This is a genomic window from Gracilimonas sp. (assembly GCF_014762685.1).
In the GTDB taxonomy this organism is placed as follows: Bacteria; Bacteroidota; Rhodothermia; order Balneolales; family Balneolaceae; genus Gracilimonas.
Genome location: NZ_JABURM010000008.1, coordinates 215,535 through 234,398 on the forward strand (window position 1 = coordinate 215,535; position 18,864 = coordinate 234,398).

At 45.6% G+C, this 18,864-nt stretch carries 16 protein-coding genes; 7 read left to right on the top strand and 9 right to left on the bottom strand.

Features of this window, described 5'->3' with window-relative positions:
- Positions 1 to 12 precede the first annotated feature (12 nt).
- The 3 genes from HUJ22_RS14630 (at position 13) to HUJ22_RS14640 (ending at position 4,120) form a co-directional block, all read left to right on the top strand.
- A complete protein-coding gene (locus HUJ22_RS14630; protein ID WP_290878436.1) occupies positions 13 to 594 on the top strand; it encodes an FKBP-type peptidyl-prolyl cis-trans isomerase in 582 nt (193 codons plus the stop codon).
- Between the two features lie 181 nt (positions 595 to 775).
- Positions 776 to 3,001: a catalase/peroxidase HPI gene (katG, locus tag HUJ22_RS14635; protein WP_290878437.1), complete on the top strand. Its 2,226-nt coding sequence runs from the start codon at positions 776 to 778 to the stop codon at positions 2,999 to 3,001.
- Positions 3,002 to 3,439: 438 nt separating this feature from the next.
- Positions 3,440 to 4,120, top strand: coding sequence for a class I SAM-dependent methyltransferase (locus HUJ22_RS14640; protein WP_290878438.1), 681 nt, complete (start codon positions 3,440 to 3,442; stop codon positions 4,118 to 4,120).
- Positions 4,121 to 4,128: 8 nt separating this feature from the next.
- Here HUJ22_RS14640 and HUJ22_RS14645 read toward each other — a convergent pair whose 3' ends face one another.
- The 6 genes from HUJ22_RS14645 to HUJ22_RS14670 form a co-directional block, all read right to left on the bottom strand.
- Positions 4,129 to 4,377 (bottom strand): GIY-YIG nuclease family protein, encoded by a 249-nt coding sequence (locus tag HUJ22_RS14645; protein ID WP_290878439.1) that lies wholly within the window; start codon positions 4,375 to 4,377, stop codon positions 4,129 to 4,131.
- A 264-nt stretch (positions 4,378 to 4,641) separates the two neighbouring features.
- Positions 4,642 to 5,793 carry a Gfo/Idh/MocA family oxidoreductase gene (locus HUJ22_RS14650; RefSeq protein ID WP_290878440.1) on the bottom strand — a complete coding sequence of 384 codons (1,152 nt, stop codon included), beginning with the start codon at positions 5,791 to 5,793 and terminating at the stop codon, positions 4,642 to 4,644.
- Positions 5,794 to 5,798: 5 nt separating this feature from the next.
- A complete protein-coding gene (locus HUJ22_RS14655) occupies positions 5,799 to 6,461 on the bottom strand; it encodes a DUF1080 domain-containing protein (protein WP_290878441.1) in 663 nt (220 codons plus the stop codon).
- An 86-nt stretch (positions 6,462 to 6,547) separates the two neighbouring features.
- Positions 6,548 to 7,159 carry a gluconate 2-dehydrogenase subunit 3 family protein gene (locus tag HUJ22_RS14660; RefSeq protein ID WP_290878442.1) on the bottom strand — a complete coding sequence of 204 codons (612 nt, stop codon included), beginning with the start codon at positions 7,157 to 7,159 and terminating at the stop codon, positions 6,548 to 6,550.
- 37 nt (positions 7,160 to 7,196) lie between these two features.
- Positions 7,197 to 8,909, bottom strand: a complete 1,713-nt coding sequence (locus HUJ22_RS14665) for a GMC family oxidoreductase (RefSeq protein ID WP_290878443.1) — start codon at positions 8,907 to 8,909, stop codon at positions 7,197 to 7,199.
- A 4-nt stretch (positions 8,910 to 8,913) separates the two neighbouring features.
- Positions 8,914 to 9,867 carry a TIM barrel protein gene (locus tag HUJ22_RS14670; protein WP_290878444.1) on the bottom strand — a complete coding sequence of 318 codons (954 nt, stop codon included), beginning with the start codon at positions 9,865 to 9,867 and terminating at the stop codon, positions 8,914 to 8,916.
- A 206-nt stretch (positions 9,868 to 10,073) separates the two neighbouring features.
- Between HUJ22_RS14670 and HUJ22_RS14675 the strand changes: the two genes are divergently transcribed.
- The 3 genes from HUJ22_RS14675 to HUJ22_RS14685 all read left to right on the top strand — a co-directional run bounded on the left by HUJ22_RS14675 (position 10,074) and on the right by HUJ22_RS14685 (position 15,048).
- Entirely contained in the window at positions 10,074 to 11,327 is a 1,254-nt protein-coding gene (locus HUJ22_RS14675) for an MFS transporter (RefSeq protein ID WP_290878445.1), read from the top strand.
- A gap of 21 nt (positions 11,328 to 11,348) precedes the next feature.
- Positions 11,349 to 12,353, top strand: a complete 1,005-nt coding sequence (locus tag HUJ22_RS14680) for a sugar phosphate isomerase/epimerase (protein WP_290878446.1) — start codon at positions 11,349 to 11,351, stop codon at positions 12,351 to 12,353.
- A gap of 127 nt (positions 12,354 to 12,480) precedes the next feature.
- The gene (locus tag HUJ22_RS14685; RefSeq protein ID WP_290878447.1) at positions 12,481 to 15,048 is read left to right on the top strand and encodes a M1 family aminopeptidase; all 2,568 of its coding nucleotides are present in this window, start codon (positions 12,481 to 12,483) and stop codon (positions 15,046 to 15,048) included.
- Between the two features lie 257 nt (positions 15,049 to 15,305).
- Here HUJ22_RS14685 and HUJ22_RS14690 read toward each other — a convergent pair whose 3' ends face one another.
- Positions 15,306 to 16,568 (bottom strand): MFS transporter, encoded by a 1,263-nt coding sequence (locus HUJ22_RS14690; RefSeq protein WP_290878448.1) that lies wholly within the window; start codon positions 16,566 to 16,568, stop codon positions 15,306 to 15,308.
- 245 nt (positions 16,569 to 16,813) lie between these two features.
- Between HUJ22_RS14690 and asd the strand changes: the two genes are divergently transcribed.
- Complete coding sequence (gene asd / locus HUJ22_RS14695) at positions 16,814 to 17,863, top strand: aspartate-semialdehyde dehydrogenase (RefSeq protein WP_290878449.1); 1,050 nt, start codon at positions 16,814 to 16,816, stop codon at positions 17,861 to 17,863.
- 54 nt (positions 17,864 to 17,917) lie between these two features.
- Here the strand turns inward: asd and HUJ22_RS14700 are convergent, their stop codons facing one another.
- On the bottom strand, positions 17,918 to 18,313 hold the full coding sequence (locus HUJ22_RS14700; protein WP_290878450.1) for a hypothetical protein: 396 nt from the start codon (positions 18,311 to 18,313) through the stop codon (positions 17,918 to 17,920).
- A gap of 3 nt (positions 18,314 to 18,316) precedes the next feature.
- Positions 18,317 to 18,694: a hypothetical protein gene (locus tag HUJ22_RS14705; protein ID WP_290878451.1), complete on the bottom strand. Its 378-nt coding sequence runs from the start codon at positions 18,692 to 18,694 to the stop codon at positions 18,317 to 18,319.
- Positions 18,695 to 18,864 lie beyond the last annotated feature (170 nt).

Here is an 18,864-nt window from a genome sequence, read left to right on the forward strand (position 1 = left end):
GGATGATTTTTGATGGATGATGGGAAATCTCTATCATCCATCAAAAATCATCCATCCATCTACATCTCACATTTCAAAAAAATGCGTCTTTATTTCAAAGCTATTCTGGCCATACTTTTTCTTACCATCATTGTATTATCAAGTGGTTGTCGCAACAACTCTGATGAATGTAATTACGATTTGAATCTCGCGGGAGTAGATGCTACTCAACTTGAAGAAGACATAACTGCCATTGATGCCTATCTGTCTGAGAATAATATCGAGAATGTGCAGGAACACTCATCTGGTCTTCGATATGTAATAAAAGAACAGGGTTCCGGTAAAACACCTGAACTTTGCAGTCAGGTCAGCGTTAATTATCAGGGTAAATTGATGAGTGATGGCACCACATTTGATCAATCCCAAAGTCCGGTCACATTCCCATTGCGAAATCTTATCTATGGCTGGCAGATTGGAATTCCTTTGTTGCAGTCCGGCGGATCCATCACCCTGTACATTCCATCCGTTTATGCTTACGGGTCCACCGGTTCAGGGGAAAGCATTCCCCCAAATGCCAACCTGATATTTGAGGTCGAATTGGTCCACGTTCAGTAATTTCCACCTGATGATTTTTGATGGATGATGGGAAATCTCAATCATCAATCATCACCCCCCTCTTAAACCTCGTCATATAAACAAAACCTATCACTCCTTAAACCTTTATTGATTTGGTTCGGGAGCTTGGAATCGCTTTCTTTAAAACCTATCAAGAAGAAATTTTAAACGTGAAGTAACTATGGCTGATAAAAATGAAAGTTCTGTAAATAAGGCAGGGACTTATAAAGTAAACGAAGAAAGTAAATGTCCATTTCATAACGGTTCGATGAGAGAAAGTGCCGGGGGAGGCACCGGGAACCGTGAGTGGTGGCCCAACCAATTAAACCTGGATATTCTAAGGCAACACTCTGAGAAGTCTGACCCCATGGGTGAGGATTTTGATTATGCTGAGGAATTTTCAAAACTGGATCTGAAAGCGGTCAAAAAAGATCTGGAAGAAGTGATGACTGACTCCCAGGAATGGTGGCCGGCCGATTATGGACATTATGGTCCCCTCATGATCCGTATGGCCTGGCATAGTGCCGGTACTTACCGCGTAGTTGATGGTCGCGGCGGCGGAGCAACAGGAAATCAACGTTTTGCCCCGCTAAACAGCTGGCCGGACAACGTGAATTTGGATAAGGCACGACTTCTGCTTTGGCCCGTTAAACAAAAATATGGAAACAAGCTTTCCTGGGGAGATTTGATGATCCTGGCCGGGAATGTTGCTCTTGAATCCATGGGTTTTGAAACTTTTGGTTTCGGCGGTGGACGTGTTGATGTTTGGGAACCGGAAGAGGATATCTACTGGGGTTCTGAAGGTGAGTGGCTTGAAGACCAACGCCATACTGACGACGGGACGCTCGAGGAACCGCTTGGTGCCGACCACATGGGTCTAATTTACGTGAATCCTGAAGGGCCAAACGGAGAACCGGATCCTAAAAAAGCAGCCGACTTCATTCGACAAACATTCGCACGAATGGCCATGAATGACGAAGAAACCGTCGCGCTGATTGCCGGCGGACACACATTCGGCAAAACCCACGGTGCTGCCCCGGAATCTCACAAAGGACCGGAACCTGAAGCAGCCCCCATTGAACAACAAGGGCTTGGCTGGAAGAGCAGCTACGGTTCCGGGAAAGGAGCCGATACCGTGAGCAGCGGACTGGAAGGAGCCTGGACGCAAACTCCTACCGAATGGAGTAACAAGTTTTTTGAAAACCTTTTCGAATATGACTGGGAAGTCCATAAGAGTCCTGCGGGCGCATGGCAATGGAAACCCAAAGACGGAGCCGGCGAAGGTACTGTACCTGATGCCCATGATCCGGACAAAAAACATGCACCGTTTATGCTGACCACTGATCTTTCCCTAAAAGAAGATCCGGCTTACGAGAAAATTTCCCGCCGTTTTTATGAAAACCCGGATGAATTTGCCGATGCTTTTGCCCGTGCCTGGTACAAACTGACGCACCGGGATATGGGACCGAAATCACTCCTTCTGGGACCTGAAGTTCCCGAGGAAGAACTGCTTTGGCAAGACCCGATCCCTGAAGTGGATCATGAACTGATCAATGAAAAAGATATCGAAGCACTCAAAGGCAAGATCCTCGATTCAGGACTTTCTGTTTCTGAACTGGTTTCTACCGCCTGGGCTTCTGCCTCCACCTATCGCGGTTCTGATAAGCGCGGCGGTGCCAACGGTGCCCGAGTCCGACTGGCTCCTCAGAAAGACTGGGAAGTGAATAATCCCGAGCAACTTGCTAAGGTATTGGACACGCTGGAAGAAATTCAGAATGAGTACAGCAAAACAGTCTCCATGGCCGACCTGATCGTTCTTGGCGGTGTTGCTGCTATTGAAAAAGCGGCCAAAGATGCCGGTCATGATGTGACCATACCATTTACACCGGGACGTGCGGATGCCACCCAAGAGCAAACCGATGTAGAATCTTTTGCATGGCTCGAACCCCCGGCAGATGCTTTCCGCAACTATTACAATCCAAAGCACAACACTTCGCAGGAAGAGATGCTGGTGGACAAAGCGCAGCTTATGACGCTTACTCCTCCTGAAATGACGGTTCTTCTGGGCGGGATGCGCGTACTGGATACCAACTATGACGGTTCTAAAAAAGGCGTATTTACCGAAAAGCCCGAAACACTGACTAACGATTTCTTCAAAAACCTGCTGGACCTGAATACTACCTGGCAGGCCACAAATGATGATCAAAACGTTTTTGTTGGAAGTGATCGAAAGTCCGGTGACGTGAAGTGGAGCGGCTCCCGCGCCGACCTGATATTTGGTTCAAACTCCGAACTCCGCGCCCTTGCCGAAGTGTACGGAAGCGAAAATGCTGATGAGAAGTTCATTAACGACTTCGTCAAAGCCTGGACCAAAGTGATGAACCTGGATCGTTTTGATTTGAAGTAATCATTTCATCATACATTTAGTGACTATTCAAAAGGCAGCCTGATTTTTCAGGCTGCTTTTTTTGTTTTGCTCCCGTTCCCAATAGTGGTGCTAGTGGCGAGATAAAAACAAGGGATGTCATCGCGAGGAGGCCATTTGTCTATACTGGAACTTCACGGACTGCCGACGCGGCGATCTGTTGAATCGTAGCAACGCCATTTCCATCGTTTCGCTGTTAAACATTCGGGCAGTATCCGGAATGAGGTAAGTCCTTCCTCGAGGGAGGTGCCGACCGAATGGGAGGCGGAGTACTCTCCTCAAGGAGAGACTTTTCTCTTACCTAAATTCTGTCCTCGAATTATCTAACATCTACAGCAATGACGTTTTATTAAATGAATCGTAAGTTGTACAAGCTATATTTCTGACTACAATTATTATTTCCGGATCAATAGCGAAACCGTGAACAAGAAGAAAAAAGGATCTAAAACAAAAAAGGAGCCCTGGCCTACTAAAGATGCCATGGAACAGGTGTATGAAATGAAGCTTTGGGGGGAGGACCATAATGCTGATTTTTACTCAGGAGCCGGGTCTCATCATCCCGAATATGTAGATCCCTATATAGAGGTTCTGACCTCATTTTTGGAATCTTTTGAAACTCCTCCCGTGGTATGTGACCTGGGCTGTGGAGATTTTAACGTGGGAAAAGAATTGGTCTGGCATACCCGAAAATATATTGCGGCAGATATCGTGGCAGATCTTATAGAACATAATAAGGAAACCTTTAAAGCAGAAAACCTTGAATTCCATTGCCTGGATATCGCATCTGATGACCTGCCTTCAGGAGATTGTGCCATATTAAGACAGGTACTTCAGCATTTGTCGAACGCAGAAGTGCAACGTATCGTGAAAAAGCTGACTGATTTCAAATATGTCATTTTAACCGAACATGTACCGGAAGGAGACTTCATCCCTAATAAAGACATCATATCAGGACAGGGAACCCGGCTAAAAAAACAAAGTGGTTTAGACCTGTTAGCCCCGCCTTTCGATCTTAAAGTAAAAGAAGAAAAACAACTGTTGTCGGTACCTTCTCAGCATGGTGAAGGGATCATCGTTACTACACTTTATACCATGTTTTGACAGTTGGGCTATAACGGTTGGATCAATTCTTCTTTATCCTCCTTTGAAAATTGTTTGATCTCATATTCACGTTTACAGGCCTCTGACTGGTCTGGCTTTTCCTCCATATAGACCAGCAACTCCGGCGGGTGAGCTCGCAGGTAACGGGCTCCGGTTCCTTTTCTGTGCTGATACCACCGTCGTATGAGATGATTAGTGCATCCGGTATACAAGCTACCGTCGACGCATCGGATGATGTAAACAAACCAACTGTTCATTGAACTAAAATATTTGCTTTAATTTAACTAATCAATTGTTCCAAATTTGCGTTCTGGATATTTTTAGTGCTCAACATCGGCCTTTCGGAACGAGTTTCAAAAGAAGAAAAGTAAGATTTGAGAATGATGCCTGTTTCAACATCGGACCGGAGGTCCGGGCAGGCGTTCCCGGCAAGGACGTTGGGAACGAGTCAGTATTCAACATATCGGCTCAGCGAGCCGAGGTACGTACCACGGCTCGCTGAGCCGTGAAGGTTGACTTAGCTAATCCATCTCTACCCAGTGATTTTCTTTACCGCTTTCTATGGCCTTGTGGATGAATTTTACACCTGTCAAACCATCCTGAACCGTAGGGAAATCTGTGGCTAATTTGTCCGGCTCTTTGCAATTTTTCTTTGCTTGTAGGGTGAGGGCCACATTCTTGTAGATATTGGCAAAAGCCTCTAAAAATCCTTCGGGATGTCCCGGCGGAATTCGGGTATTGAAACCGGCCGCATCAGATAAATAAAGGTTGCCCCGCTTATGGATTTCCTCCGGCTTGTCGGGATACTTCACCCTTAAATAATTCGGTGATTCCTGATTCCATTCAAGTGAAGCCTCCGTACCATAGACCCTGATGTTCAACGGGTTTTCTTCCCCCACCGATACCTGCGAGGCGTACAGGATTCCCCGGACTCCACCCTCGTAGTGGACCAGCATATTGGCGTCATCTTCGAGAGCCCGGCCTTCCACAAAAGAGGTGGTGTCCGCAAACAGTTTTTCGATCTGCAGTCCGGTAATATATTCCACAAGATTCTCTGCATGGGTTCCGATATCTGCAATCGCTGCCGAAACGCCGGCCTTTTGGGGATCTGTCCGCCACTCCGCCTGCTTATTTCCCTGCTCTTCCACGGGTTCAGCCAGCCAGCCCTGCGGGTATTCAACAACGACCTTTCGAAGCGATCCCAGTTTTCCGCTTTGAACCAGATGGCGGGCTTCTTTCACCATGGGGTAGCCGGTATAATTATGGGTCAGGGCAAACAGTACCTCATGCTTTTCCACCAGCCGGCAAAGTTCCTCGGCTTCTTCAATCGTGTTGGTCATGGGCTTGTCACATACCACATGGATGCCCTGTTCTATAAACGCCTTGCAAATCGGAAAGTGCAGATGATTGGGCGTGACCACCGAAACCATATCAATGCGCTCATCTTCAGGAAGGGCGGCTTCTTTTTTAGCCATCTCTTCGAAGGAGCTGTACACCCGACGCGGATCCAGTCCCAGCTCCTCGCCCATTTGCTTCGACTTTTCAGCGGATGAGGAAAATGAGCCAGCGACTAATTCCAAATGGCCATCCAAAGCGGCTGCCTTTCGATGTACCTCTCCGATAAATGCCCCCGGACCGCCGCCGACCATCCCGTATTTGATCTTGTCCTTCATAAAAATCAGTCTAGCTTTTTGATCTTGATATTCCGAAATTGAATCGTATTTCCATGATCCTGCAAACCGATATGTCCCTCATGCATATCTCCGAATTCGGGGTGATCCACAAACTTGCTGTTGCGCAGCATTTCGTACCATTTTGGAGTCCAGAGCTCATATTCCAGCACCTTTTCCCCATTCTGCCAGTGTTCGATCTTAGAGCCATTGGCTACGATCTTCGCACTGTTCCACTCGCCATAGGGATTTGCATTTTGAGGTTTAGCGGGAATCAAGTCATACAGGGATCCGGCCTTCCGGTTTCCATCTTCACCACGGGTTGCATCCGGGTGGTTTTCATTATCCAGGATCTGAAATTCAGGGGCCGACCAATAAATGGCCTGCGTGGGTTGTTCCAGAGCACGATAAAAAATACCGCTGTTACCGCCTTTTTCGGCTTTCCATTCCAGCTTCAGAATAAAATCGCCGTAGGTTTCCCTAGTGATGATATCACCGCCGCCACCGCCGGCCAAAACCATAAGCATGCCGTCTTCAACTTTCCAGCCTTGCTCAGGAAATCCATCCTTTTGATAGCCTCTCCAATCGTCAGGGCTGGCTCCGTCAAATAGCAGTTCCCAGCCGTCATCCTGTTCTTCTTCCGATAATGTGTTTTGTTTAGTTTGAGCCATGCATTGGGTTACCGTTAAACATAAGATCATTGATAATGATATAACGATTCGCTTCATGTGTAATAAATTTATGGGAGTTATGATTTTTAACCGGTGGCTTTATCTTCAAGCCCCAAATGCTCCAGCGCATCATGAGAACATCCCTGCCAGTTGTGAGGGCGGTTGCCTATGTATCCGATATCTTCGATACCTATTTTACTCGACCAGAAGCCGGAAGCTACCAAATCTCTAAACCGGTTAAAGAATGCGACGCCTTGCTGCATTTCAGGCTTTGCTTCCTCAGGATAAGCGATCTCATCAAGCATATTTGTCTTTTCATCATCCGTACAATCAATGAAATTCTTGCCGTATCTCTTTTGGCACTGGATATCCAGCCATTTCAATCCACCCCGAATTGGGGTTTGATTGCCCGGCTTGTCGAGCATCATAAAGTCGATAAATTGAGGTACTCCGGCATCCTCGGCATTCCCGGACCGTTCATCGGCAGGAATGATCATATTGGCAAGCTGGCGAACCGTTTCAAACTCATGATCGGTAAAAAATTGCGCATTCCACTTTTCAAGATCTTCCTCCGTAACACGTTTCCAAAACTTATGCTCTTTTGCGGCTTCTTCGGGGGTGATTTCACAACCCGTCAATGAAAAACCGGCTACAAGCGTGCCCAGGGATAGTGCTTTTATTGCTTCTCTTCTGTCCATAATTCTATTTTTTTGGCCGTTTATATTTACAGCAGTATTAAAGATTTCCTTTCTTTTTTTGATCAACGATATATTCCGAAGCACGCATCGACAGTGCCAGGATAGTCCACGTTGGGTTCTTATGCGGCTGGGACACAAAGGAACCTCCATCCACTACAAAGAGATTGTCAACATCATGAGCCTGGCAGTATTTGTTCAACACGGATGTATTCGGATCATCGCCCATCCTGGTGGTACCCACTTCGTGAATGATCTGGCCGGGATTGGTGATACCGTATCCATCTTCTTTTGAAGGCATATCCCAGAGTAAATGACCACCCATTTCATCAATAATTGATCTCAAGGTGGTCTGCATATGTTTTACCTGGTTATATTCATGATCGCTCCAGTTATAATTGAACCGAAGGGTTGGAATTCCCCATTTATCTACCCCATTGGGGTCGATCTCACAGTAATTATCTTCGTAAGCGATACCTTCACCACGACCGGAGAAGCCAACCACCGATCCGTAATACCGGCGATAATCGTCCTTCAATCCTTTGCCGTATCCGCCGCTTCGCTTGGGGCCATCCTGAAACATAGCATTGTAATTTTGGATACCGCCCATGAATCCATAACTCGGCATACCGCGGCCTCCCCACATTTCAACATGATAACCTCTTGGGAAATCGAGTTTGCTGTTATCCAGCCACCACGGAATATACAGGTGCATACCCCCTACTCCATCTTCGTTATGAGCCGGCATATCCATCATTTTAGGAATAAGACCGGCTACACTGGTTCCGGTAGAATCCATGAGATACTTACCGACCACTCCGCTTGAATTCGCCAGGCCATCCGGAAAATCTGAGGATTTGGAATTCAATAAAAGCCGAGCAGATTCACAGGCACTTGCAGCCAAAATAACTACTTTGGCTCGTACCTTATATTCCTGGGTATCAACTTTGTTGACATAGGAAACACCGGTTGCTTTGCCATCGCGATAGGTAACCTCGCGCACCATGGCATTGTTGATGATCTCAAGCTTACCCGATCTCAATCCGGGAGGAAGCAACACCGACGGAGAAGAAAAATTGGAGTGTGTGGCACAGCTTCGGTTACACTGCCCGCAATAGTGACAGGCAGCACGCCCATTGTGTGGCTCTGTGATAATGGACAATCGTGAAGGAATCACCGGAATGTCCATGGTGTCACAGGTATCTTTGATCAGATGCTCATAGCAACGCGGCTCCGGCGGTTTCATGTAAATACCACCCGGTTCATTGGGAATGTCTTCGTTGGTACCAAAAACACCGACCAGCCGATCTACCTTATCATAGTAGGGCGAGATCTCATCATAGGTTATGGGCCAGTCATCCCCGAGTCCGTCTTTGCTTTTTGATTTGAAATCATCAGGTCCAAATCGCAGGGAGATTCGTCCCCAGTGATTGGTTCGCCCACCGAGCATCCGGCCCCTGAACCAGTTGAATGTAGTTCCGGGCGTGGTCGAATAGGGTTCACCCTCAAGATTCCATCCTCCAAAACAGGCATCAAATTCCCCAAAAGGCTGATCCGGAGTGGAAGCTCCCCGCCGCGGGGTTTCATAAGGCCAGGTAAACATAGCGAAGTCCTGAGAGTCGAACCAGCCACCGGCTTCAAGCATAAGTACGTCCAATCCGGCATTGGTGAGCTCATGGGCAGCCATACCTCCGCCTGCCCCCGATCCCACGATACATACATCATATTCTTTAGTGCTTTCTTTAATTTGCATAAGTTTATCCTTCTGTGATTTTAGATCCCGCTTCTATTAATAGTCTTTTGGTGGCTTTAATGCCTTCAAATTCACTTAATTCATCGCCTTCATATTCAATGCCAATATAGCCTTTGAAGCCTGAAGCATAAATAATTGATAGCATTTTTGAAAAATCTATGGTCGTTTCTTGCCCTTTTTCATCAAAATCATAGCTTTTAGCACTTACAGCTTTCGCAAAGGGCATGAGTTCTTTCACACCTCTATAGCGATCATATTCCTCCGTACAACTTCCGTCCCATAACCCTCCATTTTCCCGTTTTACGCAGAAATTGCCAAAATCAGGCAGTGTACCGCAGTTTTCCATTCCAACCCGGGATATCACATCACTGAGCCAGCGGCCATCCGAAGAATAGCCACCATGATTTTCTACGATCACATTAATGTTATGATCTTTCGAAAACTCAGCCAGTCTTCCAAGGCCATCAACAGCATATTGTTTTTGCTCTTCTTTACTACCTTCGCCATAGGCATTTACCCTGATAGAATGGCATCCCAAATATTCTGCGGCCTTCACCCACTTATAATGATTTTCTACGGACTCGGCACGGGTTTTATCATCAGCAACTGCCAACCCGCCTTCCCCGTCAACCATAATGAGAAGCTGCTCAACTCCCAGGTCATTACATCTCATATTCATTTCATCCAGGTAGGAATAGTCTTCAGCTCTGTCCTGAAAAAACGTGCTTACATACTCTACTGCCTCTATACCGAATTCATTTTTTGCAATAGCGGGAAAATCAAGATGATCCAGATCACCACTTCTTATGGTTCGATGAAGGCTCCACTGGGCAAGAGAAATATTAAAGAAGAGTTCGGAAGCGGGCCCAGATTCAGAATGAAGGACAGTTAAAAACCGGGATACCGGCAGTGATAAAGCGGCAACTCCTCCCAATTTTAAGAATTTTTTTCTATCCATGTGATCTTTAACAGCGGTACCGATATTATTCTATCTTTTCTACATTCTGCCAATGTAATAAAAGAATTGAGTGATTCAATTTGCTCTTCGGTATTTTTTATATTTTGTACAACTTTTTAAAAGAACATATAAAAATATTTCATAAGTAGTCGAATGTGCTATTTTCTGACCAACATTAAACAATAAATAAATTTCAGGGGTTATAGATGAATAAGATATTGCAAGCCAAACTCAGCCTGATGATGTTCTTAGAATTTTTCATCTGGGGTGCATGGTATTCAACGGTTGCTGTTTTCATGACGTCCAACGGCATGGAAAACCTTACCCACTGGCCGTTTACGGTAAATCCAATTGCTGCTATTATAGCACCTTTCTTTGTTGGGTTAATCGCTGACCGATACTTTGCCACCGAAAAAGTATTGGGCACACTGCATATTCTCGGAGCGTTCTTTATGTTCCTGACACCGATGGCTGTTGAGCAGCCCGTCTTATTTATCTTGTTGCTGCTGGCCTATAACCTTTGCTACATGCCAACTATGAGCCTGGCTAACACCCTATCTTTCCATCATATTGATGACCAGGAAAAAGATTTTCCTATCATTCGGGTGTTTGGCACCATCGGCTGGATCGTGGCCGGACTCGCCATCAGCTTTGTATTGGGTATGTTTGTTGCCGAGAACGTAAAGCCGGAGCAAACGGCCCTGCCTTTGTATATGACGGCAGCAGCAAGTCTTCTCCTGGGAGTTTATAGCTTTTCACTTCCTCATACTCCGCCGCCGGCCGCGGGAGAAAAAGTTTCTATTCGCAGTATTGTCGGGATCGATGCCTTTAAACAGTTGGGGAGCAGGTCTTTCTATGTGTTCCTCTTCAGCTCGTTTTTACTGTGTATTCCGCTGGCCGCTTACTATAATTTTACCCAAATTTTTATCGGGAATGCCGGCTTTGAAAATATTGCCGCTACCCTCACTATCGGCCAGATGTCTGAGGTACTCTTTATGGTTCTGATACCGGCCATGTTTATCCGGTTGGGCGTAAAGTGGATGCTTGCCGCCGGGATGCTGGCCTGGGTACTTCGTTATGCACTATTTGCCGTTGGAGCGACTGAGCCCACCACCTGGATGATCCTTGCCGGTATTGCACTGCACGGTATCTGCTACGATTTCTTCTTCGTAACCGGCCAAATTTATGTAGATAAAAAATCCACCGCCGAAATTCGCGGACAGGCACAGGGACTTATTGTGCTCATCACTTACGGTGTAGGAATGCTTATAGGCGCCCAGATAGCAGGGATGGTGTACAACAGTTTCCTTGGTACGGCAGAATCTTTAACCCTGAGTCAGTGGTATGATTTCTGGTGGATCCCTGCCATTTTTGCTGCGGCAGTTATGATCTTCTTCATCATCTTCTTTAACGACAAAGTCTTGGATGAAGAGACTACAGCAGATGATATCACCATATAATTTTCATTAAACCTCTTTACTATGTCCAGACCTGTTACGCTATTTACCGGGCAGTGGGCTGACCTCAGCCTTGAAACCCTTGCTAAAAAAGCTTCCGATTGGGGCTATGACGGATTGGAACTGGCCTGTTGGGGGGATCACTTCAATGTCACTAAAGCCCTTGAGGAAGACGGGTACTGTCAAGAGCGCAAAGAGTTGCTGTCAAAGTACGATCTTAAAGTGTGGGCTATCAGTAATCACCTGGTAGGACAGGCAGTTTGCGATCTCATTGATGAGCGCCATAAAGAAATCCTTCCGGAACATGTTTGGAAAGACGGCGATCCTGAAGGCGTGAGGCAGCGAGCTGCGGAGGAAATGAAGAACACCGCCCGGGCAGCAAAAAAGCTGGGCGTTGATGTGGTCAATGGATTTACAGGAAGTTCCATCTGGTCAAAACTGTACTCCTTCCCTCCCAATACGCCGGATATGGTTGAAAAGGGATTCCAGGATTTTTCCGAGCGATGGAATCCTATTTTGGATGTATTTGACGATGCAGGTATACGGTTTGGGCTGGAAATCCACCCCACCGAAATAGCATTTGATATTTCTACGGCTGAACGTGCCATTGATGCACTTGGCGGACGTAAAACTTTTGGATTCAATTACGATCCCAGTCACCTTGGCTATCAGGGTGTTGATTATATTAAGTTCATCAGAACGTTTTCTGACCGTATTTACCATGTGCACATGAAAGATGTGTGGTGGTCAGATAAACCCACCAAGGCCGGTACTTTTGGCGGACATCTGGACTTCGGTCATCCCGACCGAAACTGGGATTTCGTTTCCGTGGGAAGAGGAAACATCGATTTCGACCGGATCATCAGGGCGCTTAATGAGATCAAGTACTCAGGCCCCCTTTCCGTTGAATGGGAAGACAGCGGCATGGACAGAGAATATGGCGCCGGGGAATCCTGTGAATATGTCAAGAACATCGATTTCCCTCCTTCTGAATCTGCCTTTGATTCCGCATTCTCTGAGAAGGATTGACAGGTTTATTAAACCGCTCTTAGTTGCAGCAGATTCACAAATCTATGACTTTTATTTACAAAACTCTCGCTTGAATTTCTCCTGATTGTTGATAGTTTAGGCTCGAAAAAATTAACCAATAAGGCATATGAAATTTTTCACTAAATCTATTCTTTTATCTGCTTTGATCTTTGGGATACTTGGATGTTCCACCTCACCTAATATTGAGCCTGGCGTCTCCCTTGAATTGGCTCAGTTCCGAAAGGCGAATATCTCGGATATTACTTATGAATTGTATTTTAAGATACCGGAGGAGGAATCCGAATCCATCCCTGCATCAGCTACGATTTTATTTGAGCTAAAGGATGGTAGTCATGACATCCAGCTTGATTTTCGGGAATCTGAAGAACTACTGACATCGATCTCCATAAACGGGGTAACGGTGGAGATCAACTTTGAGAAAGAACACATTATTTTGCCGGCTGAGTACTTGACGGAAGGCCAAAACTCCGTCGATATTGATTTCACTGCCGGGGAGTCATCTCTCAACCGAAATCCCGAATACTTGTACACCCTTTTTGTTCCGGACCGCGCCCGTACCGCATTCCCGCTTTTTGATCAGCCGGACCTGAAAGCTATCTATGACCTAACATTAGAGATTCCGAAAAACTGGGAAGCAATCTCCAATGCACCATTGAATTATCAGCATGAATCCGATTCCACCAAGACCCTCAATTTTGCCCCTTCCGACCTGATCAGTTCTTACCTGTTTTCTTTTGTGGCCGGAGATTTTGAAAAGGTTACCCAAACCGTGGAAGGCGTTGAAATGACCATGCTGCACCGGGAATCCGATCAGGAAAAAGCAGACCGAAATATAGATAACATCTTCCGCCTGCATAAAGCTTCGCTCGACTGGCTGGAGGAATACACCGGCATCGACTACCCATTCCAGAAATTTGATTTCGCCCTCATTCCGACTTTTCAATACGGAGGCATGGAACATGTGGGAGCTATTCAATATCGAGCTTCGGCTTTGCTCCTGGATGAAGACCCGTCGGAGTCTCAGTTACTGAGTCGCGCCAGCCTGATTGCTCACGAAACTGCGCATATGTGGTTTGGCGATCTGGTTACCATGGAGTGGTTCAATGATGTATGGACCAAAGAAGTCTTTGCCAACTTCATGGCTGCCAAGATCATGAATCCCAATTTCCCGGAGATCGACCATGACCTGAATTTTGTGCTGCGCCATCACCCAAGTGCGTATTCTGTGGATCGTACTGAGGGTGCCAATCCCATTCGCCAGTATTTGGGAAACCTGAACGAAGCCGGACAAATGTATGGGGCCATCATTTACAACAAAGCTCCGATCATGATGCGTCAGCTTGAGTTACTCGTAGGGGAAGAAATTTTCAAAGAAGGGATGCGGGAATATCTAAGCGCCTATTCTTTTGGAAATGCCACGTGGCCTGATCTTATTAATATTCTGGATGACCTTTCCAACCAGGACCTGAAATCATGGAGTGAAGTTTGGGTTAATACTCCCGGTCGACCCCATTTCAGTTATGAATTCAAGGAAGACGAACTACCCGGTCGGGAGCCACTATTATATGATATCTTAGTGCAAACCGATCCTGCAGGAATGGGACGGGTGTGGCCGCAGCAAGTGGGTATCTGGACCATCAGTCCGGAGGATAGTTCCTTCAAATTTTTTGATATCCTCAGTGATGATGACACCAAGTTTGCAACACTAAATGAGTTGAAAGCTGAAACAAAGGTTTTCAATGCCAACGGCCGGGGATATGGTCTTTTTCCTGCTAAACTTGAAACGCTGGAATACTGGGAACACATGAAAAATGTTCGTAAGGGTTCTCAACTTATCAACCTTTACGAGAATATGCTGGAGCAAAATGAGGTGGAGCCCGGAGAGTATTTATCTAAACTCCTCGAGCTTATTCAAACTGAAGAAAACCAGCTTTTGATCGGGCAGATATTGGGCCAAATTCAAACTATCTACTGGGATCTGCTGAATGAAGAAGAACGGAATGATGTAGCATCTGATATTGAAGAAATTTTATGGGATCAGATGATCGATCAGGATGAACCAAGTAAGAAAAAGACTTTCTTCAACGCCTTCAGAAATATCGCCATCAATGAATCCGAGATCCAAAAAGTATATGATATTTGGAGTGATGAGATGGAGATCGATGGGCTGAACCTTTCCGAAACCGACTACATCAGCATGGCGGGAAATCTGGCAATCAAAATGCCGGAAGAATCTAAGGACATCATTTCAAGCCAACTGGATGATATTGAAAACAGCGACCGCAAGCGCAGGTTTGAATTCATCAGTCCTGCCCTTTCCAACGATCAGCAGGTTCGGGATGATTTTTTTGAATCCCTGAAAGATGAGGAAAACCGGCAGACGGAATCCTGGGTGCTCAGCGCCTTGGGATATTTGCACCATCCGCTTCGGGTGGATTATTCCGAGAAATACATTCTGCCCAGTTTAGAATTGCTGCAGGAAATTCAGGTCACCGGCGATATCTTTTTCCCCAAACGCTGGCTGGATGTGACCTTAGGAAATTACTCCTCCGATACCGCTGTTCAAACCGTTCGTGATTTCCTGAATAAACGCCCCGATTATAATGATCAGCTACGAATGAAGATCCTGCAGGCCGCAGATGGGATGTTTCGGGCTAATGAGATCAAGAATTGATCAGTTTCAATTCGTATTAGTCGGACCAAGTGTCCGGGCAGGCATTCCCAACGAGGACGTTGGGAACGAATTTAAGTCAGCTTTAACTCTTTTTTCGCAGTCGGGAGCTTTTGTTTCTTTTGTCGGCACAAAATAAAAACGAAGATGATTATGGTTAACAGATCAATACATGTTACGGGAAGCTGGAGCTTCCCGGACTGCATTGCTAAGCCGGAGCTAAGCAACGAGGTCAAGGTCGATACGCCCCTGGCTGGTAATTAATCCACCGCATCTTCATGATAGTGTTGCATCGCCTTCACAAAACTTACCGTAGCAAAAACCCCACAAACTGTAAATACTACTAACAATGCTTTAGATGGACCATACAGATCCGTAAAAACATGATCAATAAGCCATCCCGTTACAGGCGGACCAATTCCAAAACCCACAATACTGATCACAAATAAATAGACCGCGCCGGCCATTCCTCGCATGCCGGATTTCACAAAATACTGGATAAGGGCGGCTGCCACTCCGTTGTATGAAGAAGCAATCACATTCCCGATCCCGATCAGTATAAAAGCCGTCATCACCGATTCTGCCATCAAGCCAAAATAATAGAATGGGAGTCCGCCAAGAGCAGCTACAATTCCCATCACGAAGCGTTTTTCCGAGCCATATTTTATAGCCAGCTTATCAGCCAGCCATCCGGAGACATTCACCCCGACACCCGCCAAAAACATAAACCAGCCGTATTGTGAGATCAGAGATGGCGTCTCAAACGTATCGTTCAATACATTCCCGATGAAAGCTAAAATGGTATACCCGCTGAGGGCCAAAAAAGAAAAACCTGCCAAATGATATCGAACGGCTTTTTTACTGATTATGAATTTTAGCACTTCAAAAAATTGAGTTGCCGAACGCTCGCTTTTGCCGGATTTCCGAATCGGTTCACGGATCAACAGAAAACCGATAACCGCTAAAACCAATCCCGGCCAACCCACGATCTTCATAGCCTCCCGCCAGTCGTAGGCTTGCGCTACTGAGCCGCCGATCAAAAAGGAGAGTCCTACCCCAACAAAGATGCCTGAGGCGTACACCGAGAATACGCGCGCTCTTTTTTCGGGTGGAAAGTAATCGGCCAGTAATGAATACACCGCCGGACTCAATGCCGACTGACTCACCCCCACAAAAAATCTCGCCGTAACAAGAAAAATGAAGGAGCTGGCAAAACCGCTGGCTACGGTCATCAGGCTCCAAACTACAAGTCCGATGAGAATGATCCGCTTTCGGGAAAACTGATCGGCAAACCATCCCATGAAAATTCCGCATACGGCATAGATCAGGGAAAAAGCCGGACCGTATAGAACACCGATCTGAGTATTTGTGAAACTGAGGTCATCCCGAATGGCCGTTCCCAGCACCGCCACGATTTGCCGGTCCACGAAGCTGGAGATGTAGATCAGAAACAATAACCCCAGTACCAACCAGGCATAAAATTTGGGAGAGCGGGCTTCGACTTTGTCATACAGAAATTTCATGGCGCAAAGATAGAACACAGATTGGTGGGATGGAAATTTGAACATAGAACAAGGAACATCCAACAACGAAGACAGGAACTTACCTAATCACGATAATACACTCTTATAATTTTTCCTTATCGTGTTTTAGAGATTTCGTGACAAAAAAGTGAATATTCTTCGGCTAAAAAACTCACATTAAGGGTATTAAATGGTTATTTTCAGTGCTCACAAAATTTTGATACAAATTAACTCACACATTCATCATGAAAGTAGGAATTTTAGGCGCTACCGGTGCCGTTGGACAAAAATTTATTCGCTTATTACAGGGTCACCCCTGGTTTGAAATTGAAGCCTTGGGGGCCTCCGAACGCTCGGCCGGTAAAAAATACAAAGACGCCGCTAACTGGATCGAAGATGTGGTTCTTCCTGAATCTATAAAGGAAACGATAGTCAAGAATTGTGATCCCTCAGAATTTAAAGATGTGGATTTTGTGTTTTCAGGATTGGATTCATCCGTAGCCGGCGAGATCGAAAAAGCTTTTGCCACTGCAGGAATACCCGTTATATCCAATGCCAAAAATTTCCGGCAGGATCCAACGGTTCCGTTGCTGATTCCGGAGATCAACCCTGATCATACCGAACTCATCAAAACCCAGACTTTTACCAAAGATGGCAGCGGCTGGATCGTCACGAACCCAAATTGTGTGGCGGTTCCTTTATCCCTTTCACTGAAACCATTGTATGATGCTTTTGGGATCGAAGCTCTGATCCTCACCACCATGCAGGCAGTTTCCGGAGCAGGATATCCCGGGGTGGCTAGTCTGGATATTTTAGGGAATGTAATTCCATTCATTTCGGGGGAAGAACCTAAAGTTGGTCCTGAGACCCGAAAACTTTTAAGCACACTGGAAGGGACTACCTTAGCAAAACCACATTTTCCGGTTCAAGCTACGGCAACGCGAGTGCCTACCATCAACGGACATATGATCTCGGCTACCGTAAAACTCCAAAAACCACCGGCTGATCTTGAAGAACTGAAGGAGGCGTATAAAAATTACCTGAATCCTGTTTCGGATCTGGATCTGCCTTTTTCTCCAAAAACGTTATATAAACTTCACCAGGAAGATGCTTACCCTCAGCCACGTTTACATGCCGATGCTGAAAACGGAATGCAATTGCACTTAGGTCGACTTAGAAAAGCAGATGTGTTTGATGTCAGCTTTGTAGCCATGGCACATAATACCATTCGCGGTGCGGCCGGCGGAGCGATACTGAATGCTGAATTATTAATGAAGAAGGGATTCCTGAAATAATTTTTCCACCCTAATGTAGAGACGCAAAATTTTGCGTCTCTACATGGGTAAAAATTATTCCTCACCCATATCATCCAGGCGTTGTTGAGATATATACAGGTTCAATTTTGTAGACATCCGGATGGCCTCACCACGGTCTCTTCTGTTAATATTCAATTTAATTACTCCCTGATCGCTGCCCGGTAACGGCTCAAAAAATGCCCATTTATTAGCCCCTATAATCAATTTTCCCCCGGTAAATAAAAATCCTTTTTTGTACCGAATGTATTTGAGGTTATCAAGTTGAATAGCAAATTTGGAGAGATTGCTTATTCCATTTCCATATACATCATATACTTTGTATTCGAAAAGCAGTTCATTATCAGCAAAACTTAATATCCCCTTCACTTCTTTAACTTTGGTGTCTGCTTCAGAGGTTTCATATATCGAATAATTATATGGAATGCTCATAGGTTAATCTTCCAGCTCATTTAGTTTTTGCTCGGAAAGTTTAAGATTCAGGTTCGAAGAAATAGATGCGGCTGTATTCCGATGTTTCCTTTTTACTTTCAGTACCCGCTCTGTCAATTCTTTCCCCGGTAAATCTCCGAAAGAAGAAGCTCTTTTACCGTGCAAAATCAGTTTCCCGCTAAACCACCCTTTTTTAAACTCCAGCATATCCAACTCCGATATTGGAATCTTCTCTGTCCTGAGTTCAGACTGATAGGCCTCCACAACCGCATCTTTTTTTTGGTATTCAAATACCAAATATTCTCCTTCCACGCGCAGAATTCCCTCCACTTTCATAAAACCGCCGTTTAAATTTTCAATTGTAAAAGGCAAACTTCGCATATGCAGTATTGTTTTTTATAGAGTTAACTACTGATAAAATTATTTTTAAAAAAGTACAAAAAATCTGTAAGGAGTGCGCATCTCATCGCTCTAACTATACAGCTAACAAAAGAGAAATAACTAATCATTGCCTTGAGAGTGTTTTTACATTCTCAATGTCCTTCCAGGGG